This is a genomic window from Nocardioides sp. GCM10023255 (assembly GCF_042653125.1).
In the GTDB taxonomy this organism is placed as follows: domain Bacteria; phylum Actinomycetota; class Actinomycetes; order Propionibacteriales; family Nocardioidaceae; genus Nocardioides.
Map to the genome: position 1 here is coordinate 261,273 of NZ_JBHSHU010000010.1, position 17,595 is coordinate 278,867.

A 17,595-nucleotide genomic window follows, 5' to 3' on the forward strand; every position below is an offset into this window, starting at 1 on the left:
AGATCACATATCGACGTTAGCGTTGCGTGTTGGGCGAAGGCAAGGGTTCGAGCGACGTCTGTGAACTTTTGGCCTCCGGCCCTCGGCGCGGTCCAGACATCCGGCCCCGCTGGGCTCCGAGCCGGCGGCCCGCGCTCGACACGACGAGCCTTGATCAGCCGCGTCGAGGCGGTGCGTGCGCGGCCGAGTACGGCCTGTCGGGCCGGCTCCCGGCGCGGCGGCGCAGCGGGCCGGGAAGTCGCCTCCCGGTGCCGACCCGAGGCCGCGCCGGGAGGCGGGCGGAGAGTCGGTGCACGGCCTCAGGAGCCGGCGAGGCCGCGACCGAGGCGGCACACCCGGGGCGCCCGAGGCGCTCGTGGTCGCGCATCGGCTGCGGAGGCGCCGGCGGGAGGTGCCGCGGCGGCCTCGAAGCTGATACGCGGAGGGTCAGCGCCAGATGGGCAGCGGCAGCCCCGGGTGGAGCGCCGGCAGCGCGACCACGGTTCCCCCCTTGGCGATGGTGACCACGAGCGTGTTCAGGTCGCGTCCGGCGAAGCACAAGCTGGTCACCAGCACGCCGTGGCCGAGCACGATGCGCTCCACCTGCCGGCCATTGGTGTCGAAGGCCGTGAGGTCGTCACCGGTCGCTCCGGCCACCCACAGCCAGCCTCTGCTGTCCAAGGCGATGCCGTCCGGCCGCCCATGGGAGGGCGTGGCGATCCAGCCGTCGGGTTCCAGCCGGCCGTCGACGAGTCGGTGCCGGGTGACCACTCCGGCGGCGGTCTGGGCCAGGTACACGACCGAGGGGTCTTCGCCGAAAGCGATCCCGTTGGGGAACTGGTAACCGTCGCCGAGGGTGCGGAACTCTCCGGTTCGGGGGTTGAAGGTGCGCACGGCGCCCGGGGCGGCTGGGCCGACGATGTTGTGGTCGGCGGGATCGGTGAACCACAGGGTGCCATCGGGTCCCCACACGCAGTCGCTGGGGTAGTTGAGCTCGGGTGCCGCGTAGGTCGACAGGACTCCGTACTGGTGGGCCTGGATGGAGGGAACCGCCGGCACCGTCGAGCGGGACCGCATGGCGGTGCCGCCGTTCTGGGTGATCAGCACCAGCCCGTTCGGGCCGAGCGCGAGCCCGTTCGGCCCTCCCCCGGTCTCGAACTCGGTGCTGGGCGGGGAGCCGTCGAGCGGCAGCCGGACCGCGGTGCCGCGGGAGACGCTGGCGACCAGCAGGTGCCGGTCGTCGAGGACCATGGGTCCTTCGGTGAACCCAATCCCCGAGGCCAGCACGGTCGCGGACTCGGGCAGGGCCAGGTGGGCTTCTGCAGTGCTGCTCATCCCTGGGGCCTCGCCTCGTGCGCGGGGGCGAGCTCGACCTGGGCCTCGTGCACCAGCATCGGGCGCGGGATCTTGCCCGAGGGCAGCTTCGGCAGGTCGGCGTCGCTGCGGTAGATGAAGTGGCGCGGGATCTTGTAGGAGGCGGCGCGGCCGCGCAGGTGGTTGACGATGAACTCGGGGGTGGTGACGGCGGGGTCGGCCTCAATGAAGGCCACCACCCGCTCGCCGTCGGCCGGATCGGGGATCGCGCACACGTGGGCCTGCGCGATGCCCGGCACCTCATCGAGGAGGGCCTCGACCTCTTGGGGGGCCACGTTGATTCCGCCGGGCTTCATGGTGTCCACGGCCCGGGAGTGGTAGACGAGCCGGCCGGTGTCGTCGACGCAGGCCTGGTCGCCGGTACGGAAGAACCCGTCGTCGGTGAAGGACGCGCGGGTTCGCTCCTCGTCGTCGAAGTAGCCGCTGGTGATGCGACCGCGCAGCTGCAGGTCACCCACCTGTCCCGCGGGCAGCGGGGCACCGGTGGCCGGGTCGACGATGCGCAGCTCGTTCCCGGGCAGCGGGAAGCCCTGGCTGGTCAGCACGGTCTCGCGGGGGTCGTCGTGGCGGGTGAGCGCGAACAGGCCGTAGGTCTCGGTCATCCCGTAGACGCTGCAGCCGTTGATGACGCCGAGCTCGTCGAGCGCGAGCCGGCGGTCCTCGACCGAGAAGCCGATCATGCCCTTGCGCAGCGCGATGCGGATCTTGTCGAACCCCGGGACCGCGAGGAGCTTGCGGGTCAGGTTGCCGAACCCGTAGTAGACCGTGCACTGCTGCTCCTCGAGCAGCTTGACCGCCTCGGTGGGTTCGAAGGCTTCCTGGAGCACGATGCGCGCGCCGTGGGTGAGGGCCCCGAACAGGCCCTGCATGGCCGAGACTCCGTAGAAGAGGGGGGTAGCGATCCAGGCGCGGTCGTCGGGGGTGATGCCCTGGCGGTCACCGATCCACCAGGCGTTCTCGATGAGGTGGCCCTGGTGGAGCTTGACGGCCTTGGGCTTCGAGGTGCTCCCGGAGGTGAACAGCAGGTACATCAGGTCCTCGGGTCGGTTGAGTGCCTCGCGGGCGGCGAGGTCCTCGTCGGTGACCGAGGCGCCGGCGGCAAGGAACGCCTCGAGCGATGTGGCGCCCGGAAGCCCGCCGTCGAGCGAGATCACGTCCAGCAGTGCGGGCAGCTGCGCGGCGTTCAGCCGCCAGTGGGGCTGGGCCGGCTGCGCGGTGAGCTCGGGGATGACCTGGCCCCAGGCGGCGCGGAAGTCCTGTTTGCGCAGCGTGTCGATCGTGAACAGCAACACCGAGGGGGCGTGACCGGCGGTGTACTGCAGCTCCGGGGCGGTGTGCCAGGTGTTGAGGGGGGCCAGGAAGGCGCCGACGCGTGCCGTCGCGAAGGCGAGGGTCACGAAGTTGGGGTGGTTGCCGGCCAGGATGGAGACGGCCTGGCCGCGCTGCACCCCGGCCGCCATCAGCGCCTTGGCCCAGGTGGTCACGTCGGCGTCGAGTCCGGCGAAGGTGCGGTGTCGGCCCTCGAAGGTCTCTGCGACCCGATGGGGGTGGGCGTGCGCGAGCTCGCGGATCAGGGCGCTGGCGGTGCGGGCCTCGGGCATGTCGTGGGACGCTGTCTGCTCGAGGTCGAGGGAGGGGGCGGTCATGATGCTGTCCCTTCTGCCATTTCAGGCTGTCCAATTGTGCGCCCACCGCAGACCGCGATGACCTGTCCGGTGACGAAGGAGTGCGGGTGGGCTAGTTCGGTGGCCAGGCGCGCTACGTCGTCGGGGTCGCCGGCGCGGCGCAGTGGTGTGGCGTCGACGGATCGGCGCACGACCTTCTCGGGCAGGCTGGCCGACATGGGGGTGTGCACGTAGCCGGGGGCGATCGCGTTGACCCGGATGCCGGCGGGGCCGAGTTCGAGTGCCAGGGAGCGGGTGGCGCCGACCAGCGCTCCCTTGGTCATCGAGTACGAGGCGGATCCGAAGATGCCGAGCCAGGCCCGGGATGCGATGTTGATGATGCTGCCCCCGCCGGTGGCCGTCATTGGCTCGATGACCTGGCGGGCGAGCGCAAGCGGACCGAGGAGGTTGACGGTCAGGGTGGGGAGCAGCGTCTGGTCGGTCACGTCGCCGATGCGTGCGTCGCGCAGGATGCCCGCGCAGTTCACGAGCACGTCGATGCGTCCGTGGCGGTCCAGGACGCCGGCGACCAGGTTGGCACGCGAGTCAGGGTCGGCGACATCCAGGCGCCAGGCGTCCGCGCGGCCGCCACTGCTGGTGATGCTGGACTGCGTGGCTGCGGCACCGTCGAGGTCCAGGTCGGCGGCCACCACCAGGTTGCCGACCTCGGCGAGGCGGGAGGCGATGGCGGCGCCGATGGCTCCCCCCGCCCCGGTGACGATGGCGATGCGGGCGCTCACGGTCGGATCCTTCCGCTGTCGAGGCCGTCGGCGAGGTAGATCTCCTGGCCGGTGACACCGGGCATGGACATGAGTGCCGTCAGCTGCGTGGCAATCGAGGCGACCACCCCGGGCATCTCCTCGTCCACCACGAGGGTGTTGACGCGAATGCGTTGCCGTTTGAGTTCGATGGCCAGGGTGCGAGCGAGGCTCAGCGAGCCGCCGCAGAACGCGCCGGCGAGCGAGGCACCAGCCTGGCCCAGGGCAGGTGCGGCCGGCAGCACGATGGAGATGCTGCCGCTGTCCTGAGCGACCTGGCCGTCTGGGTCGGGTCGGGTGGGACCGATCGCAGCCTCGATCTGGGATGCCGTGTGCTGCAGCGCGTAGAGCGTGTCTCGCAAGGTGGCGCCGAGCTCGGTGGTCAGGTGCCCATCGGAGACGGAGGAGAGGTGCGCGACTGCCGGCACCGGGGGGACCAGGCAGTAGTGGCGTCGACCCGGCGGGAGCTCCCGGTAGTCCGCGACCGCCTCAGTCCCGAGAATGCGCGCCAGGTCCACCGCGAGCGGCCGAGTGCCCACGACCCCCGTACCGAGTCCGACCGTCAGGTCGGCCTCGGACGGTCGCAGGGCGGTCATGACTGCATCACCAGGGTCGTCACGGAGCCGCCGTCGGTACCGCTGACGGTGCCGCCCTTGCAGTAGGCGAGCCCGGTTCGCGCGCCGTCGACCTGCCGACCGCCGGCGGTGCCGCGCAACTGCCAGGTGAGCTCGCAGGCTTGGGCGACGCCGGTCGCGCCGACTGGATGCCCGCGGGAGAGCAGTCCGCCGCTGGCGTTGACGGGCAGCTTGCCGCCGATGGCGGTGTGGCCCTGTTCGGTCCAGTGGGCACCCTCTCCGACCGGCACCAGCCCGAGCCCTTCGAGGCGGACGATCTCGGCGATGGTGAAGCAGTCGTGCATCTCGACGATGTCGACGTCGGTGGGGCTGATGCCGGTCAGCTGCCACGCGGCCTCGCCGGCGCGGCGGGAGACGTCCTCGTCGTTCAATGGGCGCGAGCCGTCCTGGAAGCCGCCGCTGACCAGGCCGCAGCCCAGGATCCTCGGTGTCGACCCGGTCAGCCCGAGCCGCTTGAGGCCGGCCGGGGTGCACATCACCAGCGCTGCGGCGCCGTCGGAGATCGGGCTGCAGTCGAGCAGGCCGAGCGGGTCGGCGATGGTGCGGGCCGCCAGCACCTCCTCCAGGCTCACGGGCCGCTGGTACTGGGCGAACGGGTTGTGGACGGAGTGGGCGTGGTTCTTGACGGCGACTGAGGCGATGGCTTCGCGGGTGACGCCGTGGTCGTGCATGTACCGGCGGGCGCTCATGGCGTGGCCGGCGGCCATGACCAGGCCGACGGCGGCGTCGAGGTCGCTGGGGTCGGGGCGGACTCCCCCGGCGACCCGGTCGGTCATCTTCTCCACGCCGATGACGAGCACGACGTCGTGCAGCCCGGCGGCGAGGGCAACCCACGCCTCCCGGATCGCGGTCGCCCCGGAGGCGCAGTAGTTCTCGTGGTTGGAGACCGGTAGCCCGTCGAGGCCGAGCTGCACGGCGATGCGCTGTCCGGCGACCGGGCCGCCGAACACGTGGCCGACGTAGACCGCGTCGATGTGGCGCAGGTCGGCGCCGGCGTCGGTGATCGCGGCCCGCGCGGCGCCGACCGCGAGCCGTTCGAGAGTCACGTCGGCCGGGTACTTGCCGAACCGGACCATGCCGGCTCCGGCGACATGTGCGGGGGGAAGGGTCATCGCGGTCTCCTGGTGGGGGCGAGGGCGGGCGTCTCACTGATGGGCATCGCGGATCACCTCGAACTCGAATCCCAGCGCGGGCGTCGCGTCCGGTGCGAGGAAGGCGGCGGGGCGGCACCGGACCGGGTCCCCGATCCGGGGCTGCTGGTCGCTGGCAGCGATGCGGGCCAGCACTCGGCAGCCCTCGGCGAGGTCGACCCAGCCGAGGAGGTAGGGGACCTCGACGCCGGGGGGAGCCTGGTGGACCTCGGAGAAGGTGTGCAGGGTGCCGGTGCCGGCCAGAGCGACGGTGGCGACGTCGGTGCGGTGGCAGGTCGGGCACAGGTCGCGGGCCGGGAACGTGGTGTGTCCGTCGGCGCACCGGGTGCCGAGCAGGGCGAACGGTTCGGCTGAGACCACGTCCGTGCGGAAGGGTCGGGGCGGGTCTGTCACCGCGGGGGCCGCGGGTGAGTGGTCGGGCATGGGGGTCCTTTCGGTGACGCGGGTGGTCTCAGGCCAGGCCGGCGCGGGCGATGAGCTGGCTGGCGATGACGTTGCGCTGGATCTCGTTCGTCCCCTCGCCGACGATCATCAGCGGGGCGTCGCGGAAGTAGCGCTCGACGTCGAACTCGGTGGAGTAGCCGTAGCCGCCGTGGATGCGTACGGCGTTGAGGGCGATCTCCATGGCGGTCTCGGACGCGAAGAGCTTGGCCATGCCGGCCTCCATGTCGACGCGCTCACCGGCCTCGTAGCGTTCGGCGGCGTAGAGGACCAGCTGCTTGGCCGCGGTGAGCTTGGTGGCCATGTCCGCGAGGTAGTTGCCCACCGACTGGTGCCGCCAGATGGGCTTGCCGAACGACTCCCGCTCGGTGGCGTAGCGGATCGAGTCGTCGAGGGCGGCCTGGGCCACGCCGACCGCTCGGGAGGCCACCTGCAGGCGACCGGTCTCCAGGCCCTTCATCATCTGGGCGAACCCACGGCCCTCGGTGCCGCCGAGGAGGGCGGATTGCGGGGCCCGGTAGTCGTCGAAGGCCAGCTCGCAGCTCTCGACTCCCTTGTAGCCGAGCTTGGGCAGGTCCTTGCTGACCACCAGCCCGGGGCCGTGCTCGACGAGGAGGATGGAGACCCCGGCGTGCCGGGGCTCGGCCTGGGGGTCGGTCTTGCACAGCAGCGCGATCAGCCCGGAGCGTCGTGAGTTGGTGATCCAGGTCTTGGTGCCGTTGACGACGTAGCCGTCCTCGTTCGCCCGCGCGGTCGTGGTCATGGCCTGGAGGTCCGAGCCGCCACCGGGCTCGGTGAGCGCCATGGTCGCGCGCAACTCGCCGGTCGCCATGCGGGGCAGGTACTGGTACTTCTGGGCGTCGGTGCCGAAGGTCGAGATGAGCTTGGCGACCACGGTGTGGCCACCCATCGCCCCGGCCAGTGACATCCAGCCGCGGGCCAGCTCGGCGGTGATCAGGGTGTAGCAGGGCATGCTCACCGGCGTGCCGCCGAGCTCCTCGGGGATTGCGAGCCCGAAGATGCCGAGGTTCTTCATCTGCTCGATGAGCTTCTCGGGGTACTCGTTGGCGTGCTCGAGCTCGTTCACCACCGGTCGGACCTCGCGGTCGACGAAGTCGCGGACGACCGCGAGCATCTCGAGCTCGTCCTCAGGGATGACGCTCATGCTGTGCTCCTGCTGTTCTCGGGATTGGCAATCGGGGTTGGCAATCGGGGTGGGACGGACGTGAAGTGGGCCGGGTGGGGCCGTGGCGAGGGTCGATCTGGGTCTGAGGGCGGCTCAGGGTGTGAGGACGAGGCGGCCGGTGACGGCGCCTGACTCGACTCGCCGGTGGGCATCGCTGGCCTCGGCGAGGGGTCGGACGTCCTCGATGACCGGGACCACGAGCCCCCGGCTGACCAGGTCGAGGGCGTCGACGGCCTGCTGGCGGGTGGTGCTGATGGCCGAGAGCAGGTCGATGCCCCGCAGGAACAGCTGCGCCGGGTTCAGGCTCACGAAGTCGCCGGTGAGCTGACCCACCAGCACCCAGCGGCCGCCGCGGGCCAGGCTCCTGCGGACCGCGTGGAAGACCGGCGAGCCGACGTTGTCGATGGCGACGTCGACGCCGTGGCCGTCGGTGTGGTCGAGGATTCGCTCGGCGAAGTCGGTCCCCGGATCGACCAGGAGAACCTCCGCACCGAGCTTCTCCAGGAGCGCGACCTTGCCGGGCGTGGTCGTGGTGGCCAGGACCCGGGCACCGCAGGCCGCAGCGACCTGGATCCCGTGGATGCCCAGGCCGCCGCCGGCGCCGGTGACCAGGACCGTCTCGCCGGCCCGGACCCGAGCGACGTCGCGGATGGCGTTGAGCTCGCTGCCCACCGTGCACGCCACGATGCATGCCTCCGCTGGGCTCAGGTTCTCGGGGATGGGCACAAGGTTGTCCTCCTCGACGAGGACGAGCTCGGCGTAGCCACCGTTGAGACCGACGTCGCCGAGGAACTCCAGTGAGGGGCAGAGCGTCTCCCGGCCCGAGCGGCACCAGCGGCACGATCCGCACACGCGGCGTCGCTGGGTGGAGACCACGAGCTCGCCCGGCCGTCGGGTGACCACACCGGGACCGACCGCAAGGATCTCCCCCGCGATCTCGTGGCCGCAGATGACCGGGAGCTCGATCCCCCTCTTCAACGTGCCGCGACGGGTGGCGACGTCGTGCGAGCACACCCCGCACGCCAGCACCCGCACCAGGCACTCGGGGCCCCGCGGGGAGGGATCGGGCACGGCGACAAGCTCGAGGACCTCTGGTCCGCCGACGTTGGTGACGACTACAGCTCTCATGGACACCCTCCTTTGATATTTGATACGTTATCAACATGGCGCAGGAAAGCAACCCCTCGACTCAGGCCGAACTCGACGCGCTGCGGGAGCGGCTTGCGGGGTGGACCCCGCCGACCACCGAGATGCGGGCTGGTATCGAGCGTGGGCCGGCCGAGCGGTTCGCTGCGCTGCTGGACGTCACGCTCGGCGAGCGGGCGACACTGCCGCCGCTGTGGGCCTGGTTCTACTTCCCCGAAGCGTGGCCACAGTCGAACATCGGACCGGACGGGCATCCACTGACCGCGCCGTCCTACCCGCCGCTCTCACCGCGGGTGCGCATGTTCGCCGGCGGCCGGGTGCGGGTGCTGCGCGCCATCGTGTTCGGAGAGTCGGTGACGAGGCGCTCGGAGGTGACCGGCGTCCAGGTCAAGCCCGGCCGCACCGGCCAGCTGGTCTTCGTGACGGTGCGCCACCAGTACCTCGACGCCCGCGGGGCCGTCGCCCTGGAGGAAGAACAGGACCACGTCTACCGGACCGCACCGCTCGGCAGACATGACTCCTCCCCTACGCCACCCGGGCCCGAGGACGACGCGCCTGCACCCGCCGTGCCCGGCGCCGAGCCCACGAACGCCGCCGTGGCGACGGGTCACCCTGTCCGGTTGGACCGTGCCCGCGGCGAGCTGGAGTTCCACCCGGATCCGGTGCAGCTGTTCCTTTTCAGCGCGGTCACGCACAACGCCCACCGCATCCACTACGACCTGCCCTACGCCACCGGCACCGAGGGGTTTCCCGGCCTCGTGGTGCACGGGCCGCTCCTGGCGCTCCTGATGCTGGAGCTCGGGCGGCGGATCGACGAGAAACCCTTCACCGGGTCGTTCGAGTACCGCTTGCGCCAGCCGGCGTTCGCCGGCCAGCACCTGATCGTCGCCCGGTCGTCCGACGAGGTCACGGTCATCCGCCACGGTCACCCGGCCCCCTTGGCTACCGCCCGCTTCGTCGCGGAGGAGGCACCCCATGTCTGACCAGGGAAGTGGCCTGACCGGCCACGGCATCACCCATCTCTACGTCCCCGCGGACCAGCCCGACCTGATCGACAAGGCGCTCGCACGGGTGTCGGGCTCGCTGATCTTCGACCTCGAGGACTCCGTCGCCCCCCGCCGCAGGCCGGAGGCCAGGCGGCGCCTGCGCACCGTCTTGGAGCAGCGGCACGCGCAGCACGTCTGGGTGCGGGTCAGCGCCGGAGCCGAGGGCCGCCTCGACGTCGATGCGCTACGCGACTGCCGCCACCTCGACGGCGTCTGGCTCGCCAAGGCCGAAGACCCCGCAGAGATCGGCACCCTGACTGCCGAGTTGCCGGCCAGTGTGCGGGTCGGGCTGGTGATCGAGTCCGCGAAGGCTCTCCTCGCCCTGCCCGATCTTGCCGCCCTGTCCCGGGTCGCGGTGCTGCAGCTGGGCGAGGCGGACCTGGCCGCCGATCTGCGTGCTCAGCCGCACGAGGATCGGCTGCTCGACCCGATCCGCGCCGCGGTGGTCACGTGCAGCGCGGCGTTCAAGCTCGACAAGCCGGTCGCGCCCGTCGAGATCCGCGCCTCCGACATGCACGGGTTCCACAACAGCTCACGAGCCTTCCGCCGGATGGGTTTCGGCAGCCGCGCGTGCATCACTCCGGCACAGGTCCGGGCCGCCACCGGGATCTTCCGTCCGTCCGCCGAGGAACTGTCGGCCGCCCGGCTGGCGCTCGACGCCTTCGACCGGGCCACCCGGGAGGGCTCGGGGGTCTACCGCGGCACCGACGGCGCCATGGTCGATGCCGCCACCGTCCGGTCAGCCCGCCAGCTGCTCGCCGACTGGGACACCGCCGACACGGTGCAGGCCACGAAGGCCGGCGGCGACGGAGCCGCACAGTGACACCGCCGTCCCGGCCCCCCGGGTCCCACGGCGGCGCCGTCACCGACACGGCCGGCGCGCGGCGCCGGCGCGGCCGAGAACCGCGCACATCTGTCTCCCGGAACCGTCACCCCTCCAAGGAACCGCCATGTCCACCACGCAATGGATCCTGAACCTCGCCCTGCTCGCCTGGGTACTTGGCCGCAACGTCGGAACCAAGTCCCTCACCCCCGCCTTCTTCGCGGTGCCCGCGCTTGTCGTCGCCGCCGTGGCGGTGCTCTACCTGCGCCACGTCCCCACCGCCGGTGACGACGACCTGCTCGCGCTGGTCGGCGCCGGCACCGGGGCGGTCCTCGGTGTCGTGGCTGCCGGGTTGACCCGGGTGCACCAACGCGCGGACTCGCTGGTGGTGACCGCCGGCATCGCCTTCGCGGCCCTGTGGATCGCCGTCATCGCCGGGCGCGTCGCGTTCGCCGAATGGGCCACCCACAGCGGCGCCATGACCATCGGCCAGTTCTCGATGCGTCACCACATCACCGGCGCCGACGCCTGGACAGCAGCATTCGTGCTGATGGCAGTGGCGATGGTGGTGGCCCGGTACGCAGCCACCGCCGTCGTGGTCGCCGTACGGCACCGTCACCCGGTGCCCGGCGCGGCCGAAGCCGCGGCATGAGCCCCGCGCCGTCCCTGGCCGCAACCTCCAGGCCGGCCTCGACGTCCCAGCGAACCCCGGCCGAGCGGTGGCCGCAGCTTGCCTGGCTGGGCCTCGCCGGCTTCGCCGGCCCCTGGACGATCTGGCTCTCGCGGATCGCCCAGGACCATGGCCTGATCGGGTGGCACCTCCCCCAGGGGCTCGCCCTGTGGAGCATCCTCCCGGCACTGGCACTGGCTGTCGCCGGCGTGAGCGGGAGAGCCGGCCTGCGTGACCTCGCAGGTCGGTTGCTGCGCTGGCACGCACCCGTCTGGACCTACCTCGTCGCGCTCGGCCTGCCCCTGGGGATCGCCGGCGCCACCGCCGCACTGGTGGCGGGCACCGGCGGCGAGGTCCCGGTGGGGCGGCTGATGTCCTTGCCGGCGGCGCTGGCCTACCTGGCCTACGGCACGGGCTTGTTCCTGCTGACCGAGGAGGCTGCGTGGCGTGGTGCGCTGCTGCCCGGTGTCCAGCACCGTGTGGGGCCTGCGGCTGCTTCGCTGATCGTCGGCGCCGCCTGGGCGGTGTGGCACCTGCCGCTGCTGGCCAATCCGGGCGAGCACGATCGAGGGCTGCCCGTCGCGCCCTTCTTGATCCTCGTCATCGGCACCAGTGTCCTGGTCACCGGCCTGGTCAACGCCGCCGGCGGTAGCGTCATCGTGGCCGCGGTCTTCCACGCGTCCTTCGACGCCTGCTACTCCTACCTCGGGATCGTCGGGCCCGAGCACGTGATGCTCATCGTCGCCGCCGCCCTCACCACGACGGCCGCAGCCGCCCTCATGCTCGCCACTCGGGGCCGGCTGCTTCTGAGCCGAGAGGCGATCCGGTGATCCGCCTCGTGGGCGGACGCCGCTCAGTCCGAGAGAACGTCTCGCTTCTCGAGGATCGTCAGGACGTAGGCGCCCTCCACTCGCATGTGCTCCCGGTTGGCGGCATCGAGAGCGTCGGCGTCACCGGCGATGAGCGCGTCGAGGATCTTCGCGTGCCCGTCGTTGGCCTCGGGGCTGGCGGTCTGCAGCTCGTAGAGCTCACGGGGGAGGTTGTGCGACATCTGCCGCAGGATCGACTTGATGCGCATGCTGCCCCCGCGCCGGGTCAGCAGGGCGTGGAAGTCCCAGTTGAGGCGGATCGTCTGCTGCGGGTCGTTCGCGGTGCACATCTGCTCGTGCCAGGCACGCATCTGGGCGACGTCGTCCTCGGAGACCGACGCCAGTGCGCGCGCGGCCGCCAGGCCCTGGATCATCCCGTAGATGTCGTAGTGGTCCTCGATGTCGCTGCGGCTGATCGGCTGCACGTAGGTGCCCCGGTGCGGCTCGGACGTGACCAGCCCGTCGGTCTCCAACGCGATCAGGGCCTCGCGAACCGGGAGCCTGCTGACCCCCAGGTCAGCAGCGAGGTCGTCCTGAGGCACCCGCTGACCCGCCTTGAGCGTGCCGTTGAAGATCAGCTGCCGAATGTGGTCGGCCACCGCAGCGCTCATCGCCGACCTCGGCACGCGGCCTAGGCCGCCGGAACCGGGCCGGAACTGCTCACTACTCATCACGAACCCCCTTTTGATCAGGAATATCATATCCGACACCGGAGTCAGCGATCCTGACTCCTGGAAGGAACACCGCATGAAGCACACCGAAACCGCCGAACAGCTCCAGGTCGGGACCGGCGGAACCGCCCAAAGGCCGCGCGGCCACCACTCTGGCGCCGCCGGAGACGCACCGGCGCGGGGCGCCGGCCACTTCGCCCGACTGATGGGCCGCCAGCCCGAGCAAGCTCTCGAGGCCGTGCGGGTCGCGTCGCCTCAGATGTATGACTGGCTGGTGGGCGGCCCGTTCGCGGGTCCCCTGGCTGGCTCGGAGCTGACGATGGCGCAGCGTGAGCTCGCCACGGTCGCCGTCCTGGTCGCGCTGGGAGACAGCGAGCGGCAGCTCGCTGCGCACGTCGCCGCGGCGCTGCGCCAAGGCGTCACTCCCACCGAGCTGCGTGCGGTTCCGGTGCACGTCTCGGTCTACGCCGGGTTCCCCCGGGCTCTCAACGCACTCACCGTGATCGACCGAGTGTTGGCGGAGGCGAACACGCCGGAGCCGCCCACGCTGCGCCGGATCGGGCTTCGCGACCACGAGACGACCGTGGCGCAGGCCGGGGTCGCCGGGCCACCCGTGGTGCTCGTCCACGCCTTGGGGCTGGACTGGCGGATGTGGGAGCCGGTGATCACCCGGCTCGCGGCCGGCCGGACGGTGTACGCCTACGACCTGCGCGGGCACGGCTCGGCGTCCGAGGCGCCGCACCCCTCGAACATGAGCGACCTGGCCGCTGACCTGCTCGAGGTCATGGACGCCATCGGGCTGGACCGGGCGCACGTGGTGGGTCTCTCCTATGGCGGCGGTGTCGTCCAGACCGCAGCGACCCTGGCACCCGATCGGTTCGAGTCCCTGACCCTGATGGCGACAACGAACGTGGCGTTCGAGGCCTTCGAGGGCCGGGCTCGGTCGATCGAGCAGGACGGCATGGCGGCCCAGGTCGCGCCCTCGCTGGTGCGGTGGTTCACCTCCGATGCCCTGGCCGTCAACGACTGGGGGGTCCGTTACGCCCGGGACTGTGTGCTGCGCGGCGACCCCGGGCACGCGGCCGCGGCCTGGCGGGCGTTTGCGACCATCGACGTCGAAGGGAAGTTCGCCGGATTCAGTGCACCGACGTTCGTGCTGGCCGGCGAGCTCGACGCCTCCACCACTCCGGAGGTGATGTCTCGGATCGCGCGCGACATCCCGGGCGCCCGCTACGCCGAGATGCCAGGAACGCCGCACATGCCGACGCTGGAGCAGCCTGACCTCGTCGTGGCCGCTCTCGAGGAGTTCCTGCCGTCGGAGACCGAGGCCGCCCCGCGCGACTGAGAGGGCTGACCGGCGACACGGGAGTGCCAGGGCTTCCCGGCCCTCGCCATCGGCGCGGGAGGCCGTGGTCCCCGTGGTGTCGCGGCTCGTGCAGTGGAGCGTGCGGCCAGCTGAGCGCGGAGCGCTAGTGGCCGGCGGCACCGACTCCTCGACCAGCATTGGTCAGGGAACCCGGCGTTGACCGGGTGTCGCCGGTCGTCGTTCGCACGACCAGCCCCACCGCGACGATGCCGGCGTGTGGCACTTGCGTCAGGCGGCGAGCCCGACCTCGGGGCGGGCTCGCCGCGCGGCCGTCGCCCGCGCCAGCGCTGCCACCGCGACGCCGGCGGCCGCGAACACACCGGCCAGCAGGGCCCAGCCCGGCAGCCCGTGGTCGACGGCCGTCGCGGTGACGACCACCGGGGCAGCCATCCCGCCCAGCGCGTAGCCGGTCTGCGAGAGGCCCTGGTAGGCGCCCGCGCTCGCCGGGTCGGCCAGCTCGAAGGCGAGCCCCCATCCCCCGGCCTCGCACCACACCTCGGCCCACGAGCCGAGCAGCTCGGCGAGCACCAGCAGCGCGACTGCGCCGACCAGCCCGGTGTGACCGGCCGCGCCGTAGAGCAGGCAGCCGGCGGCCAGCAGCAGGCTGCCGCGGCGCACCGTGCGCCCGGCGTACCGGATGTCGTGGGTACCCCGCGAGGCGCGCACCTGGAAGATCGCCACGAAGACCGTGTTCACGACCATCAGCACCGACACCATCACGGTCGGGGCGTCGGTCGACCCGGCGATCCACAGCGGCACACCCACGGTCTGGATGCCGAACTGCATCGCGATCACCGAGTTCAGTCCGACCGAGGCGAGGTAGGTGCGGTCGCGCAGCGGCGAGCGGCCCCGGACCCGGGCCCCGTCGGCGTCGCGGCGGACCGTGAGGCGCTCGGCCAGCCCCGGGACCCGGGAGCGCAGGCCGGCGAGGGGAAGCGTGGCGACGGCGGTCAGCGCGGCCGTCCCGACCATCGTGGTCCGGTACGCCGCCGCGGTGTCCAGCAGCAGGGCGACGGCCGCCAGGCAGGTCCCCGCTCCGATGGACACGTTCGTCACCACCCGGAGCCGGGCGCGCACCTCGACCCGCTCGGGACCGGTGAACCAGCACGCCTGCAGGGTCGCCTTGGCGGTCCCCTGGAGGGCGCGGGCACCCACCGCCACGCACGCCACCGCGGTGAAGGTCACCGCCGATCCGGCGAACACGTAGGCCAGCAGCGCCGCGGCCTGCACCGCGTTGGCGACGAGCTGGAGCCGGTCGGCTCCGACGCGGTCGGCGGCGTGACCACCGAGGTAGGAGGCGGCCACGCCCACCGCACCGGCCACCGTCAGGCCCAGGCCGACCGTGGTGGCGGGCAGGCCGATGACCCGTATGAAGTAGAGCGCGCTGACGCTGAAGAAGAGCCCGGTCGAGAGGGCTGCGGACAGGGTGGCGAGGGTGAGTGCCCGGTGGACGGGCTCGGCGGGAAGCAGGCGAGAGAGCACAGGAGTGTTCTGTCATCAGCCGCCCGTCGGCACCATCGATGTAGCGTCCTGCTTCATGATCGAGTACGACCTCACCGGGACCGATCTCGGCGAGGTGCGTTTCGCGATCTCGCCGCTGGGCGAGGTGACGCTCTCGCTGCGCACGTTCCGGGACCCCGGGCGCTATCCCCTGATGCTCCCGTGGCTGCGCCTCACCGAGCCGGCCCGCGCCGGGCTCGACCTCGAGGTGCTGCGCGCGCTGACCAACGAGTCGTTCTGGGTGCTGGACTTCCTCACCCCGCACCCACGCTCCCCCCTCACCCGCTTCGAGGACGAGCTCGAGAGCGCGGCCCGGACGCCGCCCGAGGCCGTGCGCGCCGACATCGCCGAGGTGCACCCCGACCCCACCGCGGTGCCGGCGGCGCTGCGCGGACCCACGGATCGGGTGATGGGCCGGATCACGGCCGCGCTCGCGGACTACTGGGCCGCCTGCTTCGAGCCCTGGTGGCCCCGGATGCGCGCCCTGCTGGAGGCCGACATCGTCCACCGGGGCCGCACCATCGCGTCCTCGGGGCTGCACGGCATGTTCGCCGACCTCGCCCCGACCGTCACCCTCGACGGGAACATCGTCCAGATCACCACGCGGACCCCGGTCGGCTACCGGCGCACCACGGCCGGCGCCGGGCTCACCTTGGCTCCGTCCATGTTCGTGCGCAACGCATCGGTCCCGATCGCACCGCACGAGTCGCCCTTGGTGATGTACGCCGCCCGCGGACTCGGCGCGCTCTTCGAGAGCGAGCGTCCGCCCGTGCCCGATGCGCTGGCCGGTCTCATCGGCCAGGCCCGGACCCGGCTGCTGGTGCTGCTGGAGTCGCCCGCCTCCTCGACCGAGCTCGCCGTGCGGCTCGGTGTCACCACGACCGCGGTCAACCAACACCTGCGCGCGCTGCGCGACGCCGGCCTGCTCACCTCGGCCCGGCACGGCCGGTCGGTGCTGTACCTGCGCAGCCAGCTCGGCGACGACCTGCTGGCAGCGAGTTCGACGGGTTCCCGGACGGAGACCCTGTCCCCCGGGTCGTAGCGGCGCGAATCCTGATCCGCCCATCCATGGACGTGTCGGAGGCGCCTGATCCGGCACGGGACACTCGGCGGGTCCGAGAGTGTTCCTGCCCGGTCTCCGCGAGGCCCTGCCCGTTCGGGCCGGGGTGTCAGCCGGCAGGCTCGGCGTCACCCTGGCGCGACCTCGCGGCCTGGAGGCGGTCCGCAAGGACTCGCCTGCCGACACGGCGAGAGACGATCACGGTGGCGATCATCAGCGCGACCGGCACCCAGACCCTGCTCGGGTCAGGCAGCGTCAACGCCGCGACGTCGCAGAGCACGAAGCAGGCTGCCCAGAGCCGCGTCGTGTGCAGGTTCATCGCGACGAACGCGTCGGTCGACCAGAGATCCGGCACCACGGTGCGGCGGGAGAACTGCGTGGTCCACGGAGTGTCCCCACGCAGGCTGAACAGCGCCTGGAGCGCCAAGAGTGTGTAGAACGCGGCGTCGAGGTGCTCGATGAGGAGGGTGCTGTCGAAACCGAAGTACAGGACCACGTTGGCCACCGCGAACGCCGCCGCGAGCGCATCGAGGCTGGACACCCCCTGGCCCCGCCGGAGGTGATAGGCGATGACGACCGCCACACCGACGAAGGCCACCAGGACGCCCAGGGCGTAGGCCTCCGCGAGCAGGATCGGCACCATCAGGATGACCGGCACCAGACCGGTGAACGCCTGCCACCAGCGGCCGCTGCGCACCGCATCCAGTCCGCCCGTCCGGGTCGAATCAGACATCACACCTCCCGGCGCTCGAAGCTTCGACAAATGCTACTGAAGGAGCTGGGCCCGCGGGGCGAGCCGGCCGACCTTCAGGCGCCGACCTTCAGGCGCCGACCTTCAGGCGCCGAGCGTCACGGACCGCGCCCCGACGTCCCGGCCGAGGAAGGCGAGCAGCTGCTCGTGCGGGCGCGCTCCCTGAGCACCGAGCTCGACGCGGCGCTGGAGACCGCCGCGGAACCGGGTGCCGACGCCGATGCCCAGCTGGCTGCCCTGTGCAGCGCGTACGTCGGGTTCGCCCGCGCCCGCCCACATCGCTACCGCGTCATGTTCGGGCGCCACCGCCTCGGCGCGGAGTCAGCCGTGAACGCGCCGCGCAGGGCCGGGGAGCTGCTCGGCGGCGACGCGTTCGGGCGGCTGCTGGACGCGGCCGGTCGTCGGTCGCCCGCGCCCGACGGCGCGAGCTTCGTCGACGCGACGGCCCTGTGGGTCGCCCTGCACGGCTACGTCTCGCTGCAGGAGGCGGTCCCCGCGTTCCCCT

At 71.9% G+C, this 17,595-nt stretch carries 18 protein-coding genes and 1 pseudogene; 7 read left to right on the forward strand and 12 right to left on the reverse strand.

The annotated features are described in order from the left end of the window. Positions 1 to 426: 426 nt before the first annotated feature. From ACFO9I_RS17845 to ACFO9I_RS17880, 8 genes are all read right to left on the reverse strand, one after another. The gene (locus ACFO9I_RS17845) at positions 427 to 1,314 is read right to left on the reverse strand and encodes an SMP-30/gluconolactonase/LRE family protein (RefSeq protein ID WP_379183277.1); all 888 of its coding nucleotides are present in this window, start codon (positions 1,312 to 1,314) and stop codon (positions 427 to 429) included. Next, the gene (locus ACFO9I_RS17850) at positions 1,311 to 2,999 is read right to left on the reverse strand and encodes a class I adenylate-forming enzyme family protein (RefSeq protein ID WP_379183279.1); all 1,689 of its coding nucleotides are present in this window, start codon (positions 2,997 to 2,999) and stop codon (positions 1,311 to 1,313) included. The genes ACFO9I_RS17845 and ACFO9I_RS17850 overlap by 4 nt, the downstream gene beginning before the upstream one ends. Continuing rightward, positions 2,996 to 3,757, reverse strand: coding sequence for an SDR family NAD(P)-dependent oxidoreductase (locus ACFO9I_RS17855; protein ID WP_379183281.1), 762 nt, complete (start codon positions 3,755 to 3,757; stop codon positions 2,996 to 2,998). Before ACFO9I_RS17855 ends, ACFO9I_RS17850 begins: the two co-directional genes overlap by 4 nt. Next, positions 3,754 to 4,371: a hypothetical protein gene (locus tag ACFO9I_RS17860; RefSeq protein ID WP_379183283.1), complete on the reverse strand. Its 618-nt coding sequence runs from the start codon at positions 4,369 to 4,371 to the stop codon at positions 3,754 to 3,756. Before ACFO9I_RS17860 ends, ACFO9I_RS17855 begins: the two co-directional genes overlap by 4 nt. Continuing rightward, positions 4,368 to 5,522 (reverse strand): thiolase family protein, encoded by a 1,155-nt coding sequence (locus ACFO9I_RS17865; protein WP_379183285.1) that lies wholly within the window; start codon positions 5,520 to 5,522, stop codon positions 4,368 to 4,370. The genes ACFO9I_RS17860 and ACFO9I_RS17865 overlap by 4 nt, the downstream gene beginning before the upstream one ends. Positions 5,523 to 5,555: 33 nt before the next feature. Beyond that, complete coding sequence (locus ACFO9I_RS17870; RefSeq protein WP_379183287.1) at positions 5,556 to 5,921, reverse strand: Zn-ribbon domain-containing OB-fold protein; 366 nt, start codon at positions 5,919 to 5,921, stop codon at positions 5,556 to 5,558. A gap of 91 nt (positions 5,922 to 6,012) precedes the next feature. Further along, positions 6,013 to 7,167, reverse strand: a complete 1,155-nt coding sequence (locus tag ACFO9I_RS17875; protein ID WP_379183289.1) for an acyl-CoA dehydrogenase family protein — start codon at positions 7,165 to 7,167, stop codon at positions 6,013 to 6,015. Positions 7,168 to 7,281: 114 nt separating this feature from the next. Then, positions 7,282 to 8,316 (reverse strand): alcohol dehydrogenase catalytic domain-containing protein, encoded by a 1,035-nt coding sequence (locus tag ACFO9I_RS17880; RefSeq protein WP_379183291.1) that lies wholly within the window; start codon positions 8,314 to 8,316, stop codon positions 7,282 to 7,284. 35 nt (positions 8,317 to 8,351) lie between these two features. On the opposite strand from ACFO9I_RS17880, the gene ACFO9I_RS17885 reads away from it, so the two are divergent. The 4 genes from ACFO9I_RS17885 (at position 8,352) to ACFO9I_RS17900 (ending at position 11,703) form a co-directional block, all read left to right on the forward strand. Then, positions 8,352 to 9,317 carry an FAS1-like dehydratase domain-containing protein gene (locus ACFO9I_RS17885; protein ID WP_379183292.1) on the forward strand — a complete coding sequence of 322 codons (966 nt, stop codon included), beginning with the start codon at positions 8,352 to 8,354 and terminating at the stop codon, positions 9,315 to 9,317. Beyond that, positions 9,310 to 10,203, forward strand: a complete 894-nt coding sequence (locus ACFO9I_RS17890; RefSeq protein ID WP_379183294.1) for an HpcH/HpaI aldolase/citrate lyase family protein — start codon at positions 9,310 to 9,312, stop codon at positions 10,201 to 10,203. The genes ACFO9I_RS17885 and ACFO9I_RS17890 overlap by 8 nt, the downstream gene beginning before the upstream one ends. A 127-nt stretch (positions 10,204 to 10,330) precedes the next feature. Continuing rightward, positions 10,331 to 10,855 carry a hypothetical protein gene (locus ACFO9I_RS17895; protein ID WP_379183296.1) on the forward strand — a complete coding sequence of 175 codons (525 nt, stop codon included), beginning with the start codon at positions 10,331 to 10,333 and terminating at the stop codon, positions 10,853 to 10,855. After that, positions 10,852 to 11,703, forward strand: coding sequence for a CPBP family intramembrane glutamic endopeptidase (locus ACFO9I_RS17900; RefSeq protein WP_379183298.1), 852 nt, complete (start codon positions 10,852 to 10,854; stop codon positions 11,701 to 11,703). The genes ACFO9I_RS17895 and ACFO9I_RS17900 overlap by 4 nt, the downstream gene beginning before the upstream one ends. A 23-nt stretch (positions 11,704 to 11,726) precedes the next feature. On the opposite strand, the gene ACFO9I_RS17905 is transcribed toward ACFO9I_RS17900, so the two are convergent. Next, positions 11,727 to 12,413 (reverse strand): GntR family transcriptional regulator, encoded by a 687-nt coding sequence (locus ACFO9I_RS17905; RefSeq protein WP_379183300.1) that lies wholly within the window; start codon positions 12,411 to 12,413, stop codon positions 11,727 to 11,729. Positions 12,414 to 12,489: 76 nt separating this feature from the next. Here ACFO9I_RS17905 and ACFO9I_RS17910 point away from each other — a divergent pair, with 76 nt between their 5' ends. Then, complete coding sequence (locus tag ACFO9I_RS17910; RefSeq protein WP_379183302.1) at positions 12,490 to 13,758, forward strand: alpha/beta fold hydrolase; 1,269 nt, start codon at positions 12,490 to 12,492, stop codon at positions 13,756 to 13,758. 249 nt (positions 13,759 to 14,007) lie between these two features. On the opposite strand, the gene ACFO9I_RS17915 is transcribed toward ACFO9I_RS17910, so the two are convergent. Next, positions 14,008 to 15,261, reverse strand: coding sequence for an MFS transporter (locus ACFO9I_RS17915; protein ID WP_379183303.1), 1,254 nt, complete (start codon positions 15,259 to 15,261; stop codon positions 14,008 to 14,010). A gap of 55 nt (positions 15,262 to 15,316) precedes the next feature. Here ACFO9I_RS17915 and ACFO9I_RS17920 point away from each other — a divergent pair, with 55 nt between their 5' ends. Beyond that, entirely contained in the window at positions 15,317 to 16,321 is a 1,005-nt protein-coding gene (locus ACFO9I_RS17920) for an ArsR/SmtB family transcription factor (RefSeq protein WP_379183304.1), read from the forward strand. Between the two features lie 127 nt (positions 16,322 to 16,448). Here ACFO9I_RS17920 and ACFO9I_RS17925 read toward each other — a convergent pair whose 3' ends face one another. Continuing rightward, entirely contained in the window at positions 16,449 to 17,072 is a 624-nt protein-coding gene (locus ACFO9I_RS17925; RefSeq protein ID WP_379183306.1) for a hypothetical protein, read from the reverse strand. Positions 17,073 to 17,174: 102 nt separating this feature from the next. Continuing rightward, a complete protein-coding gene (locus ACFO9I_RS17930) occupies positions 17,175 to 17,369 on the reverse strand; it encodes a hypothetical protein (protein ID WP_379183308.1) in 195 nt (64 codons plus the stop codon). Between ACFO9I_RS17930 and ACFO9I_RS17935 the strand changes: the two are divergent. Further along, positions 17,328 to 17,573, forward strand: a pseudogene (locus ACFO9I_RS17935) (TetR-like C-terminal domain-containing protein); the annotation flags it as partial. The gene ACFO9I_RS17930 and the pseudogene ACFO9I_RS17935 overlap by 42 nt on opposite strands. Positions 17,574 to 17,595: the final 22 nt, after the last annotated feature.